At 65.9% G+C, this 18,841-nt stretch carries 18 protein-coding genes and 1 riboswitch; of the genes, 10 read left to right on the top strand and 8 right to left on the bottom strand.

Going from position 1 to position 18,841, the window contains the following annotated elements:
- Positions 1-80: 80 nt before the first annotated feature.
- From E1N52_RS25650 to E1N52_RS25640, 3 genes are all read left to right on the top strand, one after another.
- Positions 81-404: a DUF4148 domain-containing protein gene (locus E1N52_RS25650; RefSeq protein ID WP_133185621.1), complete on the top strand. Its 324-nt coding sequence runs from the start codon at positions 81-83 to the stop codon at positions 402-404.
- 285 nt (positions 405-689) lie between these two features.
- On the top strand, positions 690-2,186 hold the full coding sequence (locus E1N52_RS25645; protein WP_133185620.1) for a DASS family sodium-coupled anion symporter: 1,497 nt from the start codon (positions 690-692) through the stop codon (positions 2,184-2,186).
- 38 nt (positions 2,187-2,224) lie between these two features.
- A complete protein-coding gene (locus E1N52_RS25640) occupies positions 2,225-3,277 on the top strand; it encodes an Ldh family oxidoreductase (protein WP_133185619.1) in 1,053 nt (350 codons plus the stop codon).
- A gap of 77 nt (positions 3,278-3,354) precedes the next feature.
- On the opposite strand, the gene E1N52_RS25635 is transcribed toward E1N52_RS25640, so the two are convergent.
- Entirely contained in the window at positions 3,355-4,527 is a 1,173-nt protein-coding gene (locus E1N52_RS25635) for a 4-hydroxybenzoate 3-monooxygenase (protein ID WP_133185618.1), read from the bottom strand.
- 235 nt (positions 4,528-4,762) lie between these two features.
- Here E1N52_RS25635 and treF point away from each other — a divergent pair, with 235 nt between their 5' ends.
- The 4 genes from treF (at position 4,763) to E1N52_RS25615 (ending at position 10,618) form a co-directional block, all read left to right on the top strand.
- Positions 4,763-6,610 carry an alpha,alpha-trehalase TreF gene (treF, locus tag E1N52_RS25630; protein ID WP_133185617.1) on the top strand — a complete coding sequence of 616 codons (1,848 nt, stop codon included), beginning with the start codon at positions 4,763-4,765 and terminating at the stop codon, positions 6,608-6,610.
- 99 nt (positions 6,611-6,709) lie between these two features.
- Positions 6,710-7,393 (top strand): HAD family hydrolase, encoded by a 684-nt coding sequence (locus tag E1N52_RS25625; RefSeq protein WP_133185616.1) that lies wholly within the window; start codon positions 6,710-6,712, stop codon positions 7,391-7,393.
- 208 nt (positions 7,394-7,601) lie between these two features.
- Positions 7,602-8,561 carry a glycosyltransferase family 2 protein gene (locus tag E1N52_RS25620; protein WP_133185615.1) on the top strand — a complete coding sequence of 320 codons (960 nt, stop codon included), beginning with the start codon at positions 7,602-7,604 and terminating at the stop codon, positions 8,559-8,561.
- 71 nt (positions 8,562-8,632) lie between these two features.
- Entirely contained in the window at positions 8,633-10,618 is a 1,986-nt protein-coding gene (locus E1N52_RS25615) for a PAS domain-containing hybrid sensor histidine kinase/response regulator (protein ID WP_133185614.1), read from the top strand.
- Positions 10,619-10,655: 37 nt separating this feature from the next.
- Here the strand turns inward: E1N52_RS25615 and E1N52_RS25610 are convergent, their stop codons facing one another.
- Together E1N52_RS25610 and E1N52_RS25605 are read right to left on the bottom strand one after the other, a co-directional pair.
- Positions 10,656-11,489 (bottom strand): class II glutamine amidotransferase, encoded by an 834-nt coding sequence (locus E1N52_RS25610; protein ID WP_133185613.1) that lies wholly within the window; start codon positions 11,487-11,489, stop codon positions 10,656-10,658.
- Positions 11,490-11,544: 55 nt separating this feature from the next.
- Positions 11,545-12,222 carry a MarC family protein gene (locus E1N52_RS25605; protein ID WP_133185612.1) on the bottom strand — a complete coding sequence of 226 codons (678 nt, stop codon included), beginning with the start codon at positions 12,220-12,222 and terminating at the stop codon, positions 11,545-11,547.
- A 245-nt stretch (positions 12,223-12,467) separates the two neighbouring features.
- On the opposite strand from E1N52_RS25605, the gene E1N52_RS25600 reads away from it, so the two are divergent.
- A complete protein-coding gene (locus E1N52_RS25600; RefSeq protein WP_133185610.1) occupies positions 12,468-12,683 on the top strand; it encodes a DUF3311 domain-containing protein in 216 nt (71 codons plus the stop codon).
- The gene (locus E1N52_RS25595; RefSeq protein ID WP_133185608.1) at positions 12,680-14,155 is read left to right on the top strand and encodes a sodium:solute symporter family protein; all 1,476 of its coding nucleotides are present in this window, start codon (positions 12,680-12,682) and stop codon (positions 14,153-14,155) included. Before E1N52_RS25600 ends, E1N52_RS25595 begins: the two co-directional genes overlap by 4 nt.
- Before the next feature lie 61 nt (positions 14,156-14,216).
- Here E1N52_RS25595 and E1N52_RS25590 read toward each other — a convergent pair whose 3' ends face one another.
- Together E1N52_RS25590 and E1N52_RS25585 are read right to left on the bottom strand one after the other, a co-directional pair.
- Positions 14,217-14,834, bottom strand: coding sequence for a glutathione S-transferase family protein (locus tag E1N52_RS25590; protein WP_133185606.1), 618 nt, complete (start codon positions 14,832-14,834; stop codon positions 14,217-14,219).
- A 13-nt stretch (positions 14,835-14,847) separates the two neighbouring features.
- Positions 14,848-15,213, bottom strand: a complete 366-nt coding sequence (locus E1N52_RS25585) for a YciI family protein (RefSeq protein ID WP_069266232.1) — start codon at positions 15,211-15,213, stop codon at positions 14,848-14,850.
- Positions 15,214-15,315: 102 nt separating this feature from the next.
- Here E1N52_RS25585 and E1N52_RS25580 point away from each other — a divergent pair, with 102 nt between their 5' ends.
- Positions 15,316-15,762: a MarR family winged helix-turn-helix transcriptional regulator gene (locus E1N52_RS25580; RefSeq protein WP_133185604.1), complete on the top strand. Its 447-nt coding sequence runs from the start codon at positions 15,316-15,318 to the stop codon at positions 15,760-15,762.
- On the opposite strand, the gene cobM is transcribed toward E1N52_RS25580, so the two are convergent.
- The 3 genes from cobM to cbiE are packed head-to-tail and all read right to left on the bottom strand — an operon-like array spanning position 15,759 to position 18,459.
- On the bottom strand, positions 15,759-16,496 hold the full coding sequence (gene cobM / locus E1N52_RS25575) for a precorrin-4 C(11)-methyltransferase (protein ID WP_133185603.1): 738 nt from the start codon (positions 16,494-16,496) through the stop codon (positions 15,759-15,761). The two genes, E1N52_RS25580 and cobM, sit on opposite strands and share 4 nt — an antisense overlap.
- Positions 16,493-17,236 (bottom strand): cobalt-precorrin-6A reductase, encoded by a 744-nt coding sequence (locus tag E1N52_RS25570; RefSeq protein WP_133185601.1) that lies wholly within the window; start codon positions 17,234-17,236, stop codon positions 16,493-16,495. The genes cobM and E1N52_RS25570 overlap by 4 nt, the downstream gene beginning before the upstream one ends.
- Positions 17,233-18,459, bottom strand: a complete 1,227-nt coding sequence (gene cbiE / locus E1N52_RS25565; RefSeq protein ID WP_133185599.1) for a precorrin-6y C5,15-methyltransferase (decarboxylating) subunit CbiE — start codon at positions 18,457-18,459, stop codon at positions 17,233-17,235. The genes E1N52_RS25570 and cbiE overlap by 4 nt, the downstream gene beginning before the upstream one ends.
- Positions 18,460-18,583: 124 nt before the next feature.
- Positions 18,584-18,777, top strand: a riboswitch (cobalamin riboswitch).
- Positions 18,778-18,841: the final 64 nt, after the last annotated feature.

Genomic DNA, 18,841 nt, shown 5'->3' with positions numbered 1-18,841 from the left:
GCTGCTGCTTCCTGCGCCGCGGCCAGCGCCCGTCTTCCCAGCCCTGGGTAAGCCGTTCAAACCAATCAATAGGGGAATCAATGCGCTCCACCACCAGCAAGCTGACTCTCGCCGCGGCGACCGCCGCATTCCTGATCGGCGTTGCCGCTCCGGCGTTCGCGCAAACGGAAGCCAGCGCACCTGCCGCGGCCACGGCCTCGCAACCGCTCACCAAGGAACAGAAAGCACAGGCCAAGGCTCAGGCCAAAGCGCAGCGCAAAGCCGAGCGCAAGGAAGCCCGCGCGAAGAACAATGCCGAACTGAAGAAGCTGGAAGACGCGGGCTACAAGCCGGCGCTGAACGACCCGAACTATCCGCAAAACCTGCAGGAAGCACAGAAGAAAGCTGCTGGCTCCAGCCAGTAATTCGCGTCAACGGCCGTTTTAACCGGCTGCCTTGCCGGTTAAAACGCCTCCCCCATCGAGTTGCCCGCATCTCCCGCAGCATGCCTGAACGCTGCCCTTCCTTCGCGCTCCGCCGCCCCCGCCGTACACACTAAACGCTTCATCGGTCGAATGGCAGTACCATCCGCGATGCGAATGCGCTGACTCGTTCGCAAGCCGGAACACCGCCGCCATCGACGCTGCATGCGCTCTGCCGCAAGCCATCGCGAGCCATGCTGCGTGCATGCCCAACATGGAGTCTTCGCCATGAACGCACCCCAGCCAGCCGCCAACGCGGGCGCCGCGCCGCAGAAAAAAGGCATACCTGTGGGCCTGATCGCGGGCGTGATCGCGCTCGTCGTCGTACTGCTTTTGCCCCTGCCCGATAGCCTCCCGCCCGCCGGCCAGCGCATGCTCGCCATCCTCGCGTTCGCCGTGGTCGTCTGGCTCACCGAAGCGGTATCGTACGAAGCGAGCGCCATCATCATCACCTCGCTTATGGCGTTTCTCGTGGGCACTGCACCCACCATCGAAAACCCCGCTGTCGATTACGGCACCAACAAAGCCATCAGCATGGCGCTCGCGGGGTTCTCCAATTCCGCGCTCGCGCTCGTGGCCGGCGCACTCTTCATCTCCGCAGCGATGACCGTCACCGGTCTCGACCGGCGCATTGCGCTCGTCACGCTCTCGCTCATCGGCACCACCACGCGGCGCATCCTGATCGGCGCGGTCGCCGTGACCATCGTGCTCTCGCTCGTCGTGCCGAGCGCCACCGCGCGCAGCGCCTGCGTCGTGCCGATCATGGTGGGCGTGATCTCGGCGTTCGGCGTGGACAAGCGCTCGAACATCGCGGCGGGCATCATGATCGTGGTCGCGCAGGCCACGAGCATCTGGAACGTCGGCATCCAGACCGCCGCCGCCCAGAATCTGCTGACCATCGGCTTCATGGACAAGATGCTCGGCGCGCGTGTCACGTGGCTCGACTGGCTCATTGCGGGCGCGCCCTGGGCGATCGTGATGTCGGCGGCGCTGCTCTTCATCGTGCTGAAGATGCTGCCGCCCGAAGCCGACGCTATCGCGGGCGGCAAGGAAGCCGTCGAGGCCTCGCTGCGCGAACTCGGCCCCATGACGGGCCCGCAAAAGCGTCTGCTGGGTGTTTCCATCGGCTTGCTGCTCTTCTGGGCGACCGAAGGCAAGCTGCACCCGTTCGACACCACCTCGGTCACTTACGTCGGGCTCGTGCTGCTACTGTTGCCGCGCTTTGGCGTGATGGACTGGAAGACCGTGCAAAGCCGCATTCCGTGGGGCACGGTGATCGTGTTCGGCGTGGGTATCAGCCTCGGCACGGCGCTGCTCACGACGAAGGCGGGCCAATGGCTCGGCGACCTCGTCGCGCATCACACGGGGCTCGACACCGCCACGCCATTCATGGCCTTCGCGATTCTCTCGGCCTTCCTCATCCTCATCCACCTCGGTTTTGCGAGCGCAACGGCGCTCACCTCCGCGATGCTGCCGATTCTCGTGTCGGTGCTGCAGTCCATGCAGGGCGACTTCAACCGGCTTGGTCTCACCATGCTGCTCGGCTACGTCGTGAGCTTCGGCTTCATCCTGCCGATCAACGCGCCGCAAAACATGGTGTGTCTCGCCACCGAAACGTTCACGGCGAAGCAGTTTGCGCGGGTGGGCATCGTGCTGACCGTCGTCGGCTACGTGTTATTGCTGTTGTTCGCCGCGACATGGTGGCGCTGGCTCGGCTGGATCTGAACGCTGCACCCGACCGCACTGTTTGCGAGGAGCCGCTCATGGAAGTCAATATCGACGACGCACGCCGCTTCGCCACGGCCGTGCTCACGAACGTCTCGGTGCCCGAAGACATCGCCGCCGACGTGGCCGACCATCTGATCGAATCCGACCGCGTGGGCTACGCAAGCCATGGCCTGTCGATCCTGCCTAATTACAAGCGCGTGCTGGCCGCGGGTTTCGTCACCGCCGACGGCCGCGCCGAGCGCGTCGTCGACCGCGGCGGCCTGATCGGCTACGACGGCCACAGCGGCTTCGGCCAGCACGTGGGCAAGGTCGTGATGGAAGACGCGATCGCTCGCGTGCACGAACATGGGCAATGTATCGTGACGCTGCGCCATAGCCATCACCTGGGGCGCATGGGCCACTACGGCGAAATGGTCGCGGCACAGGGCTACGTGCTGCTCGCATTCACCAACGTGGTGAATCGCGCGCCGACCGTCGCGCCGTTCGGCGGACGCGAGCCCCGGCTCACGACCAACCCGCTGTGCTTCGCGGGCCCGCTGCCAGGCGGGCGGCCGCCCTTCGTCGTGGATATCGCGACGAGCGCCATTGCCGTGAACAAGGCGCGCGTGCTCGCCGAAAACGGTCTGCCGGCGCCCGACGGCTCGGTGATCGACGCGAACGGCCAGCCGAGCACCGACCCGAACGTGCTGTTCGCCGACCCGCCCGGCGCGCTGCTGCCGTTCGGCCTGCACAAGGGCTATGCGCTCGGGCTCGTGGCGGAACTGCTCGCGGGCGTGCTCTCGGGCGGCGGCACGATCCATCCGGACAATCCGCGCAATGGCGTCGCGACCAACAATCTGTTTGCGCTGGTGCTCGATCCGCAGGTGGATTTCAACACGACGTGGCGCTCACAGGAGGTCGAATCGTTCCTCGACTATCTGCTCAGCTGCCCGCCGCAGGACCCGGCGCAGCCGGTGCAGTACCCTGGCCAGTACGAAGCGGAGAATCGCGCGCGGCACATGCAGACGATCGTTCTGCCCGACTCCGTGAGAAAGCCTTTCGCCGATATCGCGAACGAACTGGGCATCGTGCCGCTCGCGGCGATTTGAAGCCCTCGACGCCGGGCACAAAAAAGCCGCGCGAGCCCTTCGGGACTCGCGCGGCCATTTCATTCGTTGCGCTTACCTCACACCGCAACTGCGCCCACGTAGTTCTCGGCCATTGCCGTTGCGGCAGCGCGCGACGTGGTGACGTGTTCCAGCTCGGCAACCTGCAGGCGCTGCTCGAACGGCGTGGCGTCGTCGAGGCGGTGCATCATGCGCGTCATCCAGTACGAGAAATGCTCGGCGCGCCAGATGCGGCGCAGCGCCGTTTCGCTATAGCCATCGAGCAGATCGGTGCGGCCTTCCTTGTAGAACGCGACGAGCGCCGCGGTTAGCACGCGAACGTCCGCCACCGCGAGATTGAGACCCTTCGCACCGGTAGGCGGCACGATATGCGCCGCGTCTCCCGCGAGAAAGAGGCGGCCGTGCTGCATCGTGGTCGTAACGAAGCTGCGCATGCCCACGATGTTCTTCTGGAAGATCTTGCCTTCCACCACCTGGTGGCCTTCGAGCGAATCGACGCGAGCGTGCAACTCGGCCCAGATGCGATCGTCGGACCAGTTATCGACGTTGTCCTTCGGATCGCACTGGAAATACATGCGCTGCACGTTCGGCGAGCGCGTGCTGATGAGCGCGAAGCCGCGATCGTGCCGCGCGTAGATCAGCTCGTCGGACGTGGGCGGCGCCTCGACGAGAATGCCGAACCAGCCGAACGGGAACACGCGCTCGTAGTCCTGGCGCAACGCCGCCGGAATCGAGGCGCGCGACACGCCGTGGAAACCGTCGCAGCCGATCACATAGTCGCAGTGCAGCTCGTGCTCCTCGCCTTCGTGCGTGAAGCGGATTGACGGCGTGCTGGTTTCGACGCCGTGAATCGACGTGTTCGAGACGTTGAAGAAGAGCTTGCCGTCCGCGGCCACGCGCGCGGCCACGAGGTCCTTGAGCACTTCATGCTGTGCGTAGACGGTGATGGCTTTGCCCGTGAGGCCAGTGAGATCGATGCGGCGGCGCTTGCCTTCGAACGCAAGTTCGAAGCCGTGATGCACCGCGCCTTCGGCCTTCATGCGCGCGCCGACGCCCGCTTCGGTGAGCAGGTCCATCGTGCCTTGCTCGAGCACGCCGGCACGAATGGTCGATTCGATCTGCTCGCGGCCACGCAACTCGAGCACGACCGAGTCGATGCCACGCAAATGCAGAAGATGGGAAAGAAGCAGGCCCGCGGGCCCGGCGCCAATGATGCCAACCTGAGTGCGCATGAGATGTCTCCTTATGCGGCGTTGCTTGAATTGATTTTTGGCAAGTTTCGCCGCTGTGCCCGTTATCGCGCAACGCGATATGGAGAATATGGACTATCCCGATTTTGAATAATGCCGCGGTCGCCGGCCGTCTCGCGTACCCGTTGCGCGGAACGGAAATTGCTCATTGGCACGCTTCGCCTGCGCCCAGGTTCGTGCGCGGGCGCGCTCCTCGCCCATCAAAAACATCAAGGCCATGTCTTTCCCGTTCCGCTCCCGCACGCCCGAATCCGCCACGAAATCTCGCCCCATCCCGTTCGCCGCAACACTCGCCGCTGCGCTGTGCCTCGCATGGCCGCTCGCACAAACCGCCTATGCCGCCGACGCACAAGCCGACGCCGCGGCCTCCGCGAGCGCGCCAGCCAACGCGCAGGAATTACAAAAACCGGCGCAATCACCGAAGCCGGTTCGCTCGCCAGCGCAGCATGACGCCGCAAAAGAGAGCCAGCCCGCCACGCCCGCCGACCTCTACGGCCGCCTCTATCACGACGTGCAGCTCGCGCAGATCTTCCCCGACAGCAAGACGTTTGCCGACATGCTGCCCAACGAGCGCCCGAGCCAGATCACGGCCGCCTACGAGCGCTGGCGCCAGCAGCACGCGGGTCAGCACGACAATGCCGCGCGCAAGGCCGCGCTCACGCAGTTCGTGAACCAGTACTTCACGGCCCCGGCGCAAACCGAAGACCACTACGTTTCCGATCCAAACCAGGACGTCGTCGGCCACATCGACACGCTCTGGAACGTGCTGAGCCGCCGCCCCGACGCAAAGCCGAATCCGTATTCGTCGCTGCTGCCGCTGCCTTATGCCTACGTCGTGCCGGGCGGGCGCTTCAACGAAATCTATTACTGGGATTCGTACTTCATCATGCTCGGCCTGGAAGCGAGCGGCCGCCACGAACTCGCGCTCGACGAGCTGAACAACTTCGCCGCGCTGATCGACCGTTACGGCCACATCGCGAACGGCAATCGCACGTACTACCTGAGCCGCTCGCAGCCGCCGTTTTTCGCGCAGATGGTGAGCCTCGTCGCGGAGAAAGACGGCGACGCCGTGTACCTCCACTACCTGCCTCAACTGCGCAAGGAATACGACTACTGGATGGCCGGCGCGCAGACGCTCAAGCCCGGCCACGCCGCGCGCCACCTCGTGCGCCTGCCCGACGGCACGCTGCTTAACCGCTACTGGGACGCACGCAACCGCCCGCGCGACGAGTCGTATCGCGAGGACATCCTCACCGCGCGAGCCACGCCGCAGCGCGACGCTTCGGACCTCTGGCGCAACCTGCGAGCGGGCGCGGAAACGGGCTGGGACTACAGCTCGCGCTGGCTCGCAGACGGCCGCACGCTCTCGACCATCGACGTGACCTCGCTCGCGCCGGTCGACCTCAATTCGCTGATGGTGATCCTCGAACGCACGCTCGCGAAGGCCTACGGCCTGAAGGGCGACGCACGCGAGGCCGAACTGATGACGAAGCGCGCGCAACAACGCGCCGACGCCATCGACCGCGTGCTCTGGGACCCGCTACTGCATGCGTACAGCGACTACGACTTCGCGCACCACACGCTCACGCACCGGCTCACGGCGGCGACCGTCTACCCGCTCTACGCGGGCGTCGCGACGAAAGCCCAGGCGCAGGAAGTGGCCGCCGCGCTGCGCGCCGGACTGCTGCGCCCCGGCGGCCTCGCCACCACGCAGGTCGCGACCGGCCAGCAATGGGACGAGCCGAACGGCTGGGCGCCGCTGCAATATCTCGCGGTCATGGGGCTGCGCCGCTACGGCGAACAGGACCTGGCGCAGGAAATCGCCACGCGTTGGATCGCGACGAACCTCGCCTACTACTCCCGCACGCACAAGCTCGTCGAGAAGTACGACGTGAGCGCGTCGGCCACGAAGGCGTCTTCGGCGGGCGGCGGCGAATATCCGCTGCAGGACGGCTTTGGATGGACCAACGGCGTACTGCGCGTGCTGCTGCAGATGTATCCGCAGACGGGCGCCGCGCAAGCCGCACCGGCGGCGTCCGGCGCGGCTGCGGCCAGCGCGCCCTGAAGCGACGCCGCAAGCCCACCGCGGCGCACGCCATGCGCGCGCGGCGTACACTTTTTGCGCCACCGCAGCGCGATCGTCGTGCTGCAAAAGGAGCCACCCATGCGCAACGAAACGGCCTTTTTGTTCGACCTCGACGGCACGCTCGTCGACAGCGTTTATCAACATGTGCTCGCATGGAAGCAAGCACTCGACGCGGACGGCATCGAGCTTTCGGTGTGGCGCATTCACCGGCGCATCGGCATGAGCGGCGGGCTCTTCATGAACCAGTTGCTGCGCGAGACGCACGAGGCGCATGAGTCGATCGCGCCCGAGCGCATCGCGCGCTTGCAAAAACTACACGCCGACGCCTATCGCCGCCACGCCGACCAGGTACGCCCGCTGCCGGGCGCTCGCGCGCTGCTCGACACGCTCACCGCCGCACAGGTGCCCTGGGCAATCGCCACGAGCGGGCGGCTCGCCACGGCGTCCGTGAACTTGCAGGCGCTCGGCGTGGACCCATCCGTCTCGACGGTGGTCACGCGCGACGAAGTGCGTCACGCCAAGCCCGACCCGGATCTTTTCATCGCCGCGGCGCTGCGGTTGAACGTGCCGATCGAGCGCTGCCTCGTGGTGGGCGACAGCGTCTGGGACATGCTCGCGGCCCAGCGCTGCCGCGCGCTCGGCATCGGCCTGCAATCGGGAGGCTACGGCACCGAGGAACTGCAACGCGCGGGCGCTCTGCGTGTGTACGAAGATCCCGCCGACCTGCTCGACCACCTTGACGAAGTCTGCGCTCGCGACTGAGCGCTGATCGAGCCGCGGATCGGACTGATTGCGCGCGCGCCGCCGGACGCGGCGCGAAAATTGCGCATCGCTCATCTGTGCAGTGCAGCACCGCCGCTGCGCCGCCCCGCCTCTGGCGCACGTCATGTACTGCATGTCGCGCGCCATCGGCGTATGCTGACATAGGTCAATTCGACAACTCACCGGCTGGCTTTCGCCGCCTGCTGCGATGAACGACTCCGCCCATGCCCCCGGAACTCCCAGCGCGCCGCGCGTGACGGTGGTCGTCCTCACGCGCAATCATGTGCGTCAAATCATCGATACCGTCGCGCGCCTCACCGCCCTTCCCGAACACCCCGACGTCATCGTGGCCGACAACGGCTCCACCGATTCCACCGTCTCCCTGCTGGCGTCGCTATTTCCGCAAGTGCGCATCGTCCAGTCGCTGGGCGACCACGGCATGGCCGGCTTCAATCGCGCCGTGCTGCTCGCGCGCACCGACTATGTCGCGTGCTGCGACGACAGCACCTGGTTCGCGCCCGGCGCGCTCGTGCGCGCGGCGCAACTGCTCGACGCCCACGCACAGGTGGCCGTGCTCAACGCGCGCGTGGTGAGCGGCGACGAGCGCGAAATTCACCCCGCCTGCCTGATGCTCGCCGCCACGTCGCCTGGCGCGGAGAGCGAGGCCGGGCCGGCGCTCGCGAACTTCATGGCCGGCGCGTGCATTTTCCGCGCGGCCGTGTTCCGCGCGCTCGGCGGTTACGAGGAGCGGCTTTCACACGGCGGCGCCGAGGAGCTGGCCGCGCTCGACATGCTTTCGGCCGGCCACCAGATCATCTATTGCGAGCAGGCGATCGCGCATCGCGAACCGCTTTACCGCTGGTTCACGCGTGCGCAGCAATGCGCGCTCGCGCGCAACACCGCCTGGGTGGCCTGGATGCGCCTGCCCGCGCGCGATGCGATCGCGGCAACCGGCCGCGCGCTCGCCGTGTTCGCGCGCGAGCGCTCGCTCGGGCCGGCGGGCGTGGCGCTGCTGCGTGGCGCGTTCTGGACGTTGCGCGCACGCCGCGTGGTGCCGCCGCACGTCGTGCTGCTCACCCGCCAGGTGCGTCGCGCGGAACGCCACGTGCGCGCAGGCATTCCGGCAATGGCCGAAAAGTACGACCGCTCAGGGCAGCGCGCGTGGTAAGCTGCGGCGCCCGCTGCGCGCGGGCCGTCCATTCAAGAGGCCAGAGCCTGTCAATCTTGTGAACAGGCCCTATGACAGACCCGAGGACCATGACGACGCCCGACTCCGGCATCGCCCCGCAGACCGCCGCCGAAAGCCACAACGAGCGCCGCTTCGAAGCGCTCGTGGAGCCGATCGAGGCCTACGCGATCTTCCTGCTCGACCCGCACGGCTACATCGTGAGCTGGAATCGCGGCGCGGCCCGCATCAAAGGCTATGAGCCGCACGAGATCATCGGCCAGCATTTCTCGCGCTTTTACACCGACGAAGCCAACGCGCGCCGCTGGCCCGAACACGAACTGGAGCAGGCCGCGCTGCACGGACGCTTCAACGACGAAGGGTGGCGCGTGCGCAAGGACGGCTCGATGTTCTGGGCCAACGTCGTCATCACGGCGCTGCGCGATCGCGACGGCTCGCTCTCCGGCTTCGCAAAGGTCACGCGCGACCTCACCGCCGAACGCCGCCAGGTCGAGGCGCTGCGCCTTTCTGAAGAGCGCTTTCGCCTGCTCGTGGAAAGCGCGAGCGACTACGCGATGTTCATGCTTGATCCGCAGGGCCACGTGGTGAGCTGGAACTCCGGCGCGACCAACCTGAAGGGCTACCGCCCGGCCGAGATCGTCGGCCAGCATTTTTCCGTGTTCTATCCGCCCGACGAGCTCGCCACCGGTCAGCCCGAACGCGACCTGCGCCGCGCGAAGGAGTTGGGCCGGGTCGTGACCGAGGGCTGGCGCGTGCGCAAGGACGGTTCGATGTTCTGGGCCAACGTCACGCTCACCGCGGTGCACGACGGCCACGGCAAGCTCACGGGTTTCGCCAAGGTCACGCGCGACATGACCGAAAGCCGCCGCACCGATGAACTCGAGCATTCGAGCGAGCAGATGAAGCAATTTCTCGCCTTGCTCGCGCACGAACTGCGCAACCCGCTCGCGCCGGTGCGCAACGCCGTGGCCACGATGCGCCTCATGGATGCGCCGAGCCCTGACATCGAGCGCGCGCGCGACATGATCGACCGCCAGATCGTGCACCTCACGCGGCTCGTGGACGACCTGCTCGACGTCGGGCGCATCACCTCGGGCAAAATCGAGTTGCGCGAGGCGCAGCTCGATCTGCGCGAAGTGGTCGCGCACGCCATCGACGCGGCGCAGCCCTTCACCTCGGCCCGCGGCCAGCACGTGGACGTGCAGATGCCCGACGAGACGCTCACCATGACGGGCGATCACACGCGCCTCGTGCAGGTGCTGCAGAACCTGCTGCACAACGCCTCGAAGTTCTCGCCCGACGGCAGCCGCATCGTCGTGGACGTGCGTTCCGCCGCACGCGCCGTGCAGATCCAGGTGCGCGACGAAGGCCGCGGCCTGAGGCCCGGCACCTACGAATCGATCTTCGGCCTCTTCAGCCAGGACCGCTCGGTGCCGGGGCCTGCGGAAAACGGTCTCGGCATCGGCCTCATGCTGTGCCGCTCGCTCGTCGAGCTGCATGGCGGCACCATCTCGGCGAGGAGCGACGGACCGGGCAAAGGCAGCACGTTCACGATCCGCCTGCCGTTTGCGCGCGAGAGCGTGCATGCGGCGCAGCCGCCGCCGCTCGAGCCGGATCCGGCCGAGCTTGCCTCGCTGGCCGAAGCCGGCGTGCCGCCGCTACGCGTGCTCGTGGTCGACGACAACCGCGATTCGGCGGACAGCCTCGCCATGCTGCTCGAACTCAAAGGGCACGACGTACGCGTAGCCTACAGCGCCGCCCACGCGCGCGAGGAAGTGGACGGCTTCACGCCCGACGCCGCGCTCATCGACATCGCCATGCCCGAGATCGACGGCTATGCGACGCTGCGTACCCTGCGCGCGCTGCCGCCGCTCAAGCACACGCTGTTCGCCGCGATGACGGGCTTCGGCCAGGCCGCCGATGTCGAGCTCACGCGTGAAGCGGGCTTCGAGATGCATCTCGTGAAGCCCGTGGACGTCACCCTCTTCGACGAGGTGCTCGCGCTCGCGGCGGCAAGGCAAAGGCGCCGCGGAGCGTGACGTCGACTGATGGCGTCTTGAGGCGCCTTAGGGTGCTTCAAGGCGCGACCGGCACGAACGGCCGGTACTCGACCTCGGGCCCGCGCACGACAATGGCCGTCGATTCCGGCACTTCGGCCCATACATCGGGTGCATCGCCAAGCGGCTCCGAAACGAGCAGATATGCGTCGTCGCCGGCTGCAATGATGCGCGGGTCATCGGGATACAGTTCGCGCAGATGCCGGAACGCCGTGGTGTGAAAAAGCGAGCGCGAATTGCGCTCGCTCGAATAGCGCACGGCGACGATCTGCTCGCCGTCGCATGCGCACACCGTCATGTTGAGCGCCGGCTCGATGCCATGCTTTTTTGCGGTTTCTTCGACAAAACCCGCCATGCGTTCCAGCGCGAGAACGGGATCGACTTCGAGACCGAACGTCATCGCGAGATAGAACATCGTTTCCGAATCCGTCGACCCTTCGAGCGCATTGAAGCGGCCCGGATCGATCGCGACCAGCAGATCGCGCCGCATCAGCGGATAGCTGCGAATCAGGCCGTTGTGCGCGAAGATCCAGCGCCGGTGGCGAAACGGATGGCAGTTCGTTTCCTGCACCGGCGTATGCGTGGCCGCGCGAATGTGCGCAACGAACATGGGCGCACGCACCGCGCGCGCCAGTTCGCGCAGGTTGCGGTCGTTCCAGGCGGGATGCACGCTGCGGTAACGGTAGGGAATGTCGTGCGGGTCCTGATACCAGCCCATTCCGAAGCCGTCGCCATTCGTGGTGGTCGCGCCTTTGGTGGAATGCAGGCTTTGATCGATCAGCGAATGCCGTGCGTGAAACAGCACGGTTTCGAGTTGCACGGGGTTCCCGCTATAAGCGAGCCAGCGGCACATGATGGTCTCCTTCGCGTAAGGACGCTTGTGTACGCCGGCCCGTTTGAAAGCGCCGCTACTTCGCGGCGCGCAGGTCGGCGATCGGCGTGAGAAAGCCGGTCAGGCCAGTCAGTATGATCTGCACCCCGATGCACAGGAGCAGAAACGACGACACGCGCATGGCCACGCGCGTGCCCTCCACACCCAGGTACTGCGAAAGCCGCGCAGCGCGGCTGTACACGTAATAGATCACGAGCATGACGAGCGCGGAGATCACGAGCGACGCGAAGCTCGATAGCAGCCACGCCGAAAGCTTGTGCGTGCGGTTGGCATTCAGCGCAATGGCCGTGGCGATGGAGCCCGGGCCGGTGGTGAGCGGAATGGTCAGCGGAAAAAACGCCTTGCCGGAAGCCGAACTCGCGCTCATGGGCTTGACCGGATGATCGACCGCGGGCGGCTCCGGCTCGGGCGCGTTGAGCATCTGCCAGCCGGCCACGGCTACGGCGAGGCCCCCGCCGATACGCAGCGCTTCCATTGAAATGCCGAAGAAATGCAGGATGGGCGTGCCGACGAAAAACGCCCCGACCAGCACGAAGAACGCGTTGATCGCCACGCGTTTGGCGAGCAGGCGCCGCTCTTCGTCGGTAAGCGTTGTGGTGCGATCGAGAAAAACAAAAGCACCGCTCAAGGGATTGATGATGCTGATGAGTCCGGTGAAACCGAACAGGATGTCTGAAATCAGGCTCTCGATCATGGAGTCGATCCGTTAAGGGCATGCGCAAAAAGCGCGCCGGGCTGCGAGAAGTGTAGCCGGATCGGCGCTTGGCGTGCCTGAACGATGTCGCCCGACGCCCTAAAAAATGGCGCGTTGCACCAATATCCACGACAAGCCTTTTAGTATTTTTGGCAGCTTTACGGGGCGCGGTCACAAGCATAGAGTGGGTTGCCTCGCACCCCGACGCGACGTTTCTTTTCTTCTCATATGAAAGAGGAGTTGCCATGTCACTGCGGTTGCTCGCTGCCTTGCCCTTTATCGGCATCCTGTTAGGGGTGCCGTTCGTCAACCGTACCGAGCCGCTCGTGCTCGGCATGCCGCTCGTGCTCGCGTGGATCGTCATGTGGGTCGTGCTGGCCGCGGTGATCATGGGGATCGTCTACCGGCTCGACCCGGTCAACCGGCTTTCGGGCGAAGCAGATGCGGAGGTGCGGCCATGAGCGCCCTCATCATCATCGCGGCGATGACCTTCGTCGCGCTCTACCTCGGCATGCGCGCCCGCCGCGGGCACGACATGAATCTCGAGCAGTGGGCCGTGGGCGGCCGCAGCTTCGGCACCGCGTTCGTGTTCCTGCTGATGGCGGGCGAGATCTATACGACCTTCACGTTCCTCGGCGGCAGCGGCTTCGCCTATGGCAAGGGCGCGCCCGTCTACTACATTCTGGCTTACGGCACGCTTGCATATATCCTCTCGTACTGGATGCTGCCGCCCGTATGGCGCTTCGCCAAGCAGCACCGGCTCGTCTCCCAGCCGCACTTCTTCGCGCGCAAGTATCAGAGCCCCGCGCTGGGCGTGCTGGTGGCGTGCGTGGGCGTGCTCGCGCTCGTGCCGTATCTCGTCCTGCAGCTCAAGGGCCTCGGCATCATCGTGACGACGGCCTCGTATGGCGCGATCTCCTCCACGGCGGCGATCTGGATCGGCGCGGCCGTGGTCACGTGCTACGTGATCGTTTCGGGCGTGCGCGGCTGCGCGTGGAACTCGGTCGTGAAGGACACGATGATTCTCGCCATCGCCGTGTTCCTCGGCATTTACCTGCCGATTCACCACTATGGCAGCCTGAGCGAGATGTTCCGCGCCATCGACGCCGCCAAGCCCGGCTTCCTCACGTTCCCGGCGAAAGGCCAGAGCGTGACGTGGTTCCAGTCCACCGTGCTGCTCACGGCGCTGGGCTTCTTCATGTGGCCGCATACGTTCATGTCGGTCTACACCGCGAAAAACGAGCGCATCTTCCGCCGCAACGCGATGATCCTGCCGCTCTATCAGCTCATCTTGCTGTTCGTCTTCTTCTGCGGCTTCGCGGCCGTGCTCAAGGTACCGGGCCTCAAGGGCGGCGACATCGACCTCTCGCTCTTCCGTCTCGCGCTGCAAACGTTCGATCCGTGGTTCGTGGGCGTGATCGGCGCGGCGGGCGTGCTCACCGCACTCGTGCCGGGCTCGATGATCCTCACTACGGCTTCGACGCTGCTCGCCAACGACATCTATCGCGGCGGCCTCGCGAAGAGCGCGGACGACGCGCAAGTCGCGAAGCTCGCGCGCATTTTCGTGCCGGTGATCGCGCTCGTGGCGGTCGGCTTCACGCTCAACGGCGGTGAAACCATCGTCGCGCTGCTGCTGATGGGCTACAACTTCGTCACGCAGCTGTTTCCGGCGATGGTGTGCAGCCTCTCCGCGCGCAATCGCGTGACGAAGCAAGGCGCGTTCTGCGGTATCGTGGCGGGCGTGCTCGTGGTGATCGTCACGACACTCACACACGTAAGCGTGGCTCAGTTGATTCCGTTCGCGCCGGACTCGCTCAAGGACGTCAACATCGGCTTCCTTGCGCTGTTCGTGAACGTGATCGTGCTTGCGGTGGTGAGCACGGTGACGCAGCCGCGCACGCATGTGGATCATGAGCACGCGCGGGCGCATTGATTTGGCGTAACGCGGTAACCAGGCGGCCCAATCGGCGAGATCCGATTGGGCCGTTTTCCATTTACGCGGCCTTGCGCGCTTCGGCTATGCGCTGCGGCGCCTCGGGGCGCGCGTAGAGCCGTTCGAGATACGCCTGCAAACGCGGGAAGCCTTCCAACAGTTGCACTTCGTTGGCCCAGTCCATCAGATAAACGGTCACGCAGTCGGCGACAGAGAGCTTGTTGCCGACGATGAACTCGCGTCCTTCAAGGTGCTTTTCGAGCACCGCGGCCATGCTCCTGAAGTCCTCCCGCGCGAGTTCGATATCGGCGGGACTGCGCTTTTCCGGTGGATACAGGAACGAGTGCCGCGTGATTCTCCAGAGCGGCTGTTCCAGTTCGGTGACTGCGAACAGGGTCCAGCGATACGCCTGCGCGCGCTCGTCGAGATCCGTGGGCAACAACGCCTTCTCCGGATATTTATCCGCGAGATACAGCACGATTGCAGCCGATTCGGGAATCACGCGGTCGCCGTCGACCAGCACGGGCACCTTGCCTGCGGGATTGATGCGCAGGTATTCGGGCCGCTTGTGCTCGCCTTCGAGCAGATTGACCGAGATGAATTCGAAATCGGCGTCGACTTCCTTGAGGCCCCATAGCGCGCGCTGCGAACGCGTGCCGGCAAAACCGTAGAGTTTCATGACGCGCCTCCGTTCAGACACCGGGAATCGGCAGAACGGGCATCACTTCGACGGCCTCGCCCGGAAAAATCGAAAAGTGCGGGTGCCCTTCAAACAGCTTCGCGGCCTCTTCGTGCGATGCAGCACGGAAAACGGTATAGCCGGTTAGCGCGTTGGATGTATCTGCGATGCCATGCTCGCCAATCGATTTCGTCTTGCCGAGTGGGCCGCCCATATCGACGATCGATGCCTTGTGCTTTTCGACCCACGCGTGCCAGGCCGCAATGCCCTCCTTTTCCTTTGCGTGCCGATCGGCTTCGGAAAGCGCCGCCCAACCCTTCATGCGCGCGTTGTCTTTGGTACCGAGAAAAACAGCGAGAAACAGTTTCTGATCGCTCATGTGTCCTCCAACTGCTGTCTGGTTGCTGGTCTGAAAACGGGAGCGACGGGATGTCGCCCATCCGGCCTTGACAGCATAGGTTGATATCAACATAATTGCAACATGGCACGCGCAAAGAAATTCCCCTTCGAAACCACGCTATTGGTGCGCGATTGCTGCCTGTGTCTGCATATGCAGCGGGCGGCACGTAATCTCGCGCGCATTTTCGACGATGTACTGCGTCCGCTCGATCTCACGAACGGGCAGTTTTCGCTGCTGATGTCGCTGAACCGGCCGCAGCCGCCCGGCATGAAAGACGTGGCGTCGCTGCTGGCCATGGACCGCACCACGCTCACGGCCGCGCTCAAGCCGCTGGAGCGGCGCGGCCTCGTGATCATCGAGCAAGACCCGGAAGACAAGCGCAGCCGTTTGCTGAGCCTCACGGAAGAGGGGCATCAACTACTCAACGCGGCGTTTCCGCTGTGGCAGCAAACGCATGAGGAGATCGAAAAGGAGTTCGCCGAGGGCGAAGTGGACAAGCTGCGGGCGCACTTGCGCGCGCTTTCTTAGTCCTGGCGCTTCTGCGCCCCATACAGCGTCGAATCCGCAAACCCCTCCGCCGCGAGCACGCGCCCCACGAGAATGAGCGCGGTACGCTCGATATCGGTGGCCTGCACCTTCTGCGCGATATCCGCGAGCGTGCCCGTCACGCGTTCCTCGTCGGGCCAGCTCGCGCGATAGATCACCGCGACCGGGCAATCTTCGCCGTAGTGCGGCAGCAATTCCTCGACGATGCGCGCGATATGGCGTACGCCCAGGTGAATCGCGAGCGTCGCTTTGTGACGCGCGAGGTCGCCTAGCTGCTCGCCTTCGGGCATCGACGTTTTGGTGGCGTAGCGCGTGAGAATGAGCGTTTGCGAAATGCCGGGCAGCGTGAGTTCGCTGCCGAGCGCCGCCGCGCACGCAGCGGTCGCAGTCACACCGGGCACGACTTCATAAGGAATACCAAGCATACGCAGTCGGCGAATCTGCTCGCCGATTGCACCATAGAGCGACGGGTCACCCGAATGCACGCGCGCCACGTCGAAGCCCTGGGCATACGCGTCTTCGAGCAACGCGACGATCTCATCGAGCGTGAGCGGCGCCGTGTCCACGACCTTGTGCGCGCGGTGGCCCTCGAGCACGGCGGGGGGCACGAGCGAGCCCGCGTAGAGAATGACGGGGCAGCTGCGCACGAGGCGCTGGCCCTTCACGGTGATCAGTTCAGGATCGCCCGGACCCGCGCCGATGAAGAAAACGGTCATGCGTGGAAACTCCGCTTAATGTAGTCGTCGAGCGCGCCGATCGCCTCTTGCACCGAGGCGAATTCACGTTGCGCATCCGGCAGCGGCGGCCGCTGCATCATCACCACGGGCAAGCCCATTTCGCGCGCGACGGCGAGTTTCGCTTCAGTCGCCGCGCCGCCGCTGTTCTTGCTGACCACGACGTCGATACGCGCTTCGGTAAAGAGCGCGCGCTCGCCTTCGGATGTGAATGGCCCGCGCGCGTCGATCACGCGCGCACGGGCGTGGCCGGGATGCGCTTCGAGGCAACGGATCGTCCAATGCTGATGCTCCGGCACCTCGTTCAGATGCGCAAGCGGCTCGCGCCCGAGCGTGAAGAGCGGGCGCGAGAACGGCATGATCGCTTCGACTACGCCGCCCCAACCGCTCACCATGCGCCAGTCGTCGCCGGGCTGCGGCTGCCACGGCGCACGCCGCAGCGCCCAGTACTGCACCTGTGCCACTTCGCATGCACGCGCCGCGTTGGCGCTGATCTGTGCGGCATAGGGATGCGTAGCGTCGAAAACGAGCGCGATGTTTTCGTCGGCGAGAAAGCGCGCGAGCCCTTCTGCCCCGCCAAAGCCGCCCACACGCACCGCACAGGCGAGATCGGCGGGCACGCGGCCAAGGCCCGCGAGCGAGTACACGTGCTGCGGGCCGAGCGTGCGCGCGATCGACAGCGCATCGCCGGTGCCGCCGAGCAGCAGGATGCGCGTCGTCATGGCTTGACGGCCTCGTAAAGCGTGACGGGCAACGCCTGGCGCCAGGTATCGAAGCCGCCCAGCGGCTGCGCCTCGCCGATGCCGACGCGCGTGAGCGTGCCGCCATGCTGATCGCGCCATGCCACGAGTGTCGCTTCGCTCTGCAACGTCACCGCGTTCGCGACGAGCCGGCCGCCGCTCGCGAGCGCCGCCCAGCACGCGTCCAACACGCCGGGGACGGTCACGCCGCCGCCGATGAAGACCGCGTCGGGCGCGGCGAGCCCTGCGAGCGCGTCGGGCGCGCGGCCCGCAACGAGTTGCAAACCCGGCACGCCCAGCGCGGCGCGATTGTGCTCGATGAAGCGTTGACGCTCGGCGTTCGCCTCGATCGCGATCGCGCGGCAAGCGGCGTGCGAGCGCATCCATTCGATGCCGATCGAGCCGCTGCCCGCGCCCACGTCCCAGAGCAACGCGCCGGGCGTCGGCGCGAGACGCGCAAGCGTGAGCGCACGCACGTCGCGCTTCGTGATCTGGCCGTCGTGGCGGTAGGCGTCGTCGGGAAGGCCGGGCGTGAGCGTCCAGCCGCGCGCGGGCGTTTGCGTACCATCGCTTTCGCATTCGAACGCGACGAGATTGAGCGCCGCGGCTTCTTCGACATGCCACGCATCGGCGTGGCCTTCGATGCGGCGTTCGAGCGGGCCGCCCAGATGCTCGAACACGGCAAGACGCGTGGCGCCGAAGCCCGCTTCGGCGAGCAACGCTGCTAGCGCTGCGGGCGTGCGCCCATCCGCGCTCAACGCGATCACGCGTGAGCGCGCGTAGAGATGGCGGTGCAGCGCATCGAGCGGACGGCCGACGAGCGAGACCATCGCCGTATCCTGCAACGCCCACCCCTTGCGCGCCGCCGCGAGCGAGAGCGACGACGGCGCGGGCAGCACGCGCATTTCACCGGGCGCCACGCGGCGCGCGAGCGTCGCGCCCACGCCGAACAGCATGGGGTCGCCGCTCGCGAGCACGCAGACGGATTCATTCGACTCGCGGTACGCAAGCAGCGCCTCCACGCTGAACGGCTGCGGCCACGCCTCGCGCCGCGCACGCACGCGCGAGGGCAGCATCGCGAGATGGCGTTCGCCACCCGTCACGATGGCAGCGTCGAACAGCGCGCGCCGCGCGTCGCGCCCGAGCCCCGCGTAACCATCGTCGCCGATGCCCACCACCGTCAGCCATGCCTGCGTGCCCTGCATTCGCTCTCCCGCCGTTGCCTGTTTCGTTGCCGGTTTCTCTACACCGCCACGGGCCCGCAGCCCTGTTGTGGGGCGGAACGCGCGTGAAAACGGGCATAATACCGTGTCCGCCGGCGCCTTTAAGGCAACTTTGCATGAGACCGGAGTCAGCGCTGAAGCGCTAACTCCGGATTGCAATCAGGGAACACAGCAAGCTGTGGCCGCCCCCGCGACTGTGAGCAGCGAGACCGCATCCACCCGAGCCACTGGTTTTACCGGGAAGGCCGATGCGGTTCACGACCTGCGAGCCAGGAGACCTGCCGGCCGACTGTTCGCGCGAACCCATATCGGGCGGGGTGTACCGATATCGCTGCCGTTTCCCGCCTGCCGTGCGGGCAACGCG

The organism is Paraburkholderia guartelaensis (assembly GCF_004353905.1).
In the GTDB taxonomy this organism is placed as follows: domain Bacteria; phylum Pseudomonadota; class Gammaproteobacteria; order Burkholderiales; family Burkholderiaceae; genus Paraburkholderia; species Paraburkholderia guartelaensis.
This window is presented reverse-complemented; position numbering and strand designations above follow the sequence as displayed.

What these genes read in the sequence shown, in the direction of transcription:
- E1N52_RS25650 (WP_133185621.1), top strand. Translation starts at nt 81, where the DNA reads ATGCGCTCCACCACCAGCAAGCTGACTCTCGCCGCGGCGACCGCCGCA.
- E1N52_RS25645 (WP_133185620.1), top strand. Translation starts at nt 690, where the DNA reads ATGAACGCACCCCAGCCAGCCGCCAACGCGGGCGCCGCGCCGCAGAAA.
- E1N52_RS25640 (WP_133185619.1), top strand. Translation starts at nt 2,225, where the DNA reads ATGGAAGTCAATATCGACGACGCACGCCGCTTCGCCACGGCCGTGCTC.
- E1N52_RS25635 (WP_133185618.1), bottom strand. Translation starts at nt 4,527, where the DNA reads ATGCGCACTCAGGTTGGCATCATTGGCGCCGGGCCCGCGGGCCTGCTT.
- treF (WP_133185617.1), top strand. Translation starts at nt 4,763, where the DNA reads ATGTCTTTCCCGTTCCGCTCCCGCACGCCCGAATCCGCCACGAAATCT.
- E1N52_RS25625 (WP_133185616.1), top strand. Translation starts at nt 6,710, where the DNA reads ATGCGCAACGAAACGGCCTTTTTGTTCGACCTCGACGGCACGCTCGTC.
- E1N52_RS25620 (WP_133185615.1), top strand. Translation starts at nt 7,602, where the DNA reads ATGAACGACTCCGCCCATGCCCCCGGAACTCCCAGCGCGCCGCGCGTG.
- E1N52_RS25615 (WP_133185614.1), top strand. Translation starts at nt 8,633, where the DNA reads ATGACAGACCCGAGGACCATGACGACGCCCGACTCCGGCATCGCCCCG.
- E1N52_RS25610 (WP_133185613.1), bottom strand. Translation starts at nt 11,489, where the DNA reads ATGTGCCGCTGGCTCGCTTATAGCGGGAACCCCGTGCAACTCGAAACC.
- E1N52_RS25605 (WP_133185612.1), bottom strand. Translation starts at nt 12,222, where the DNA reads ATGATCGAGAGCCTGATTTCAGACATCCTGTTCGGTTTCACCGGACTC.
- E1N52_RS25600 (WP_133185610.1), top strand. Translation starts at nt 12,468, where the DNA reads ATGTCACTGCGGTTGCTCGCTGCCTTGCCCTTTATCGGCATCCTGTTA.
- E1N52_RS25595 (WP_133185608.1), top strand. Translation starts at nt 12,680, where the DNA reads ATGAGCGCCCTCATCATCATCGCGGCGATGACCTTCGTCGCGCTCTAC.
- E1N52_RS25590 (WP_133185606.1), bottom strand. Translation starts at nt 14,834, where the DNA reads ATGAAACTCTACGGTTTTGCCGGCACGCGTTCGCAGCGCGCGCTATGG.
- E1N52_RS25585 (WP_069266232.1), bottom strand. Translation starts at nt 15,213, where the DNA reads ATGAGCGATCAGAAACTGTTTCTCGCTGTTTTTCTCGGTACCAAAGAC.
- E1N52_RS25580 (WP_133185604.1), top strand. Translation starts at nt 15,316, where the DNA reads ATGGCACGCGCAAAGAAATTCCCCTTCGAAACCACGCTATTGGTGCGC.
- cobM (WP_133185603.1), bottom strand. Translation starts at nt 16,496, where the DNA reads ATGACCGTTTTCTTCATCGGCGCGGGTCCGGGCGATCCTGAACTGATC.
- E1N52_RS25570 (WP_133185601.1), bottom strand. Translation starts at nt 17,236, where the DNA reads ATGACGACGCGCATCCTGCTGCTCGGCGGCACCGGCGATGCGCTGTCG.
- cbiE (WP_133185599.1), bottom strand. Translation starts at nt 18,459, where the DNA reads ATGCAGGGCACGCAGGCATGGCTGACGGTGGTGGGCATCGGCGACGAT.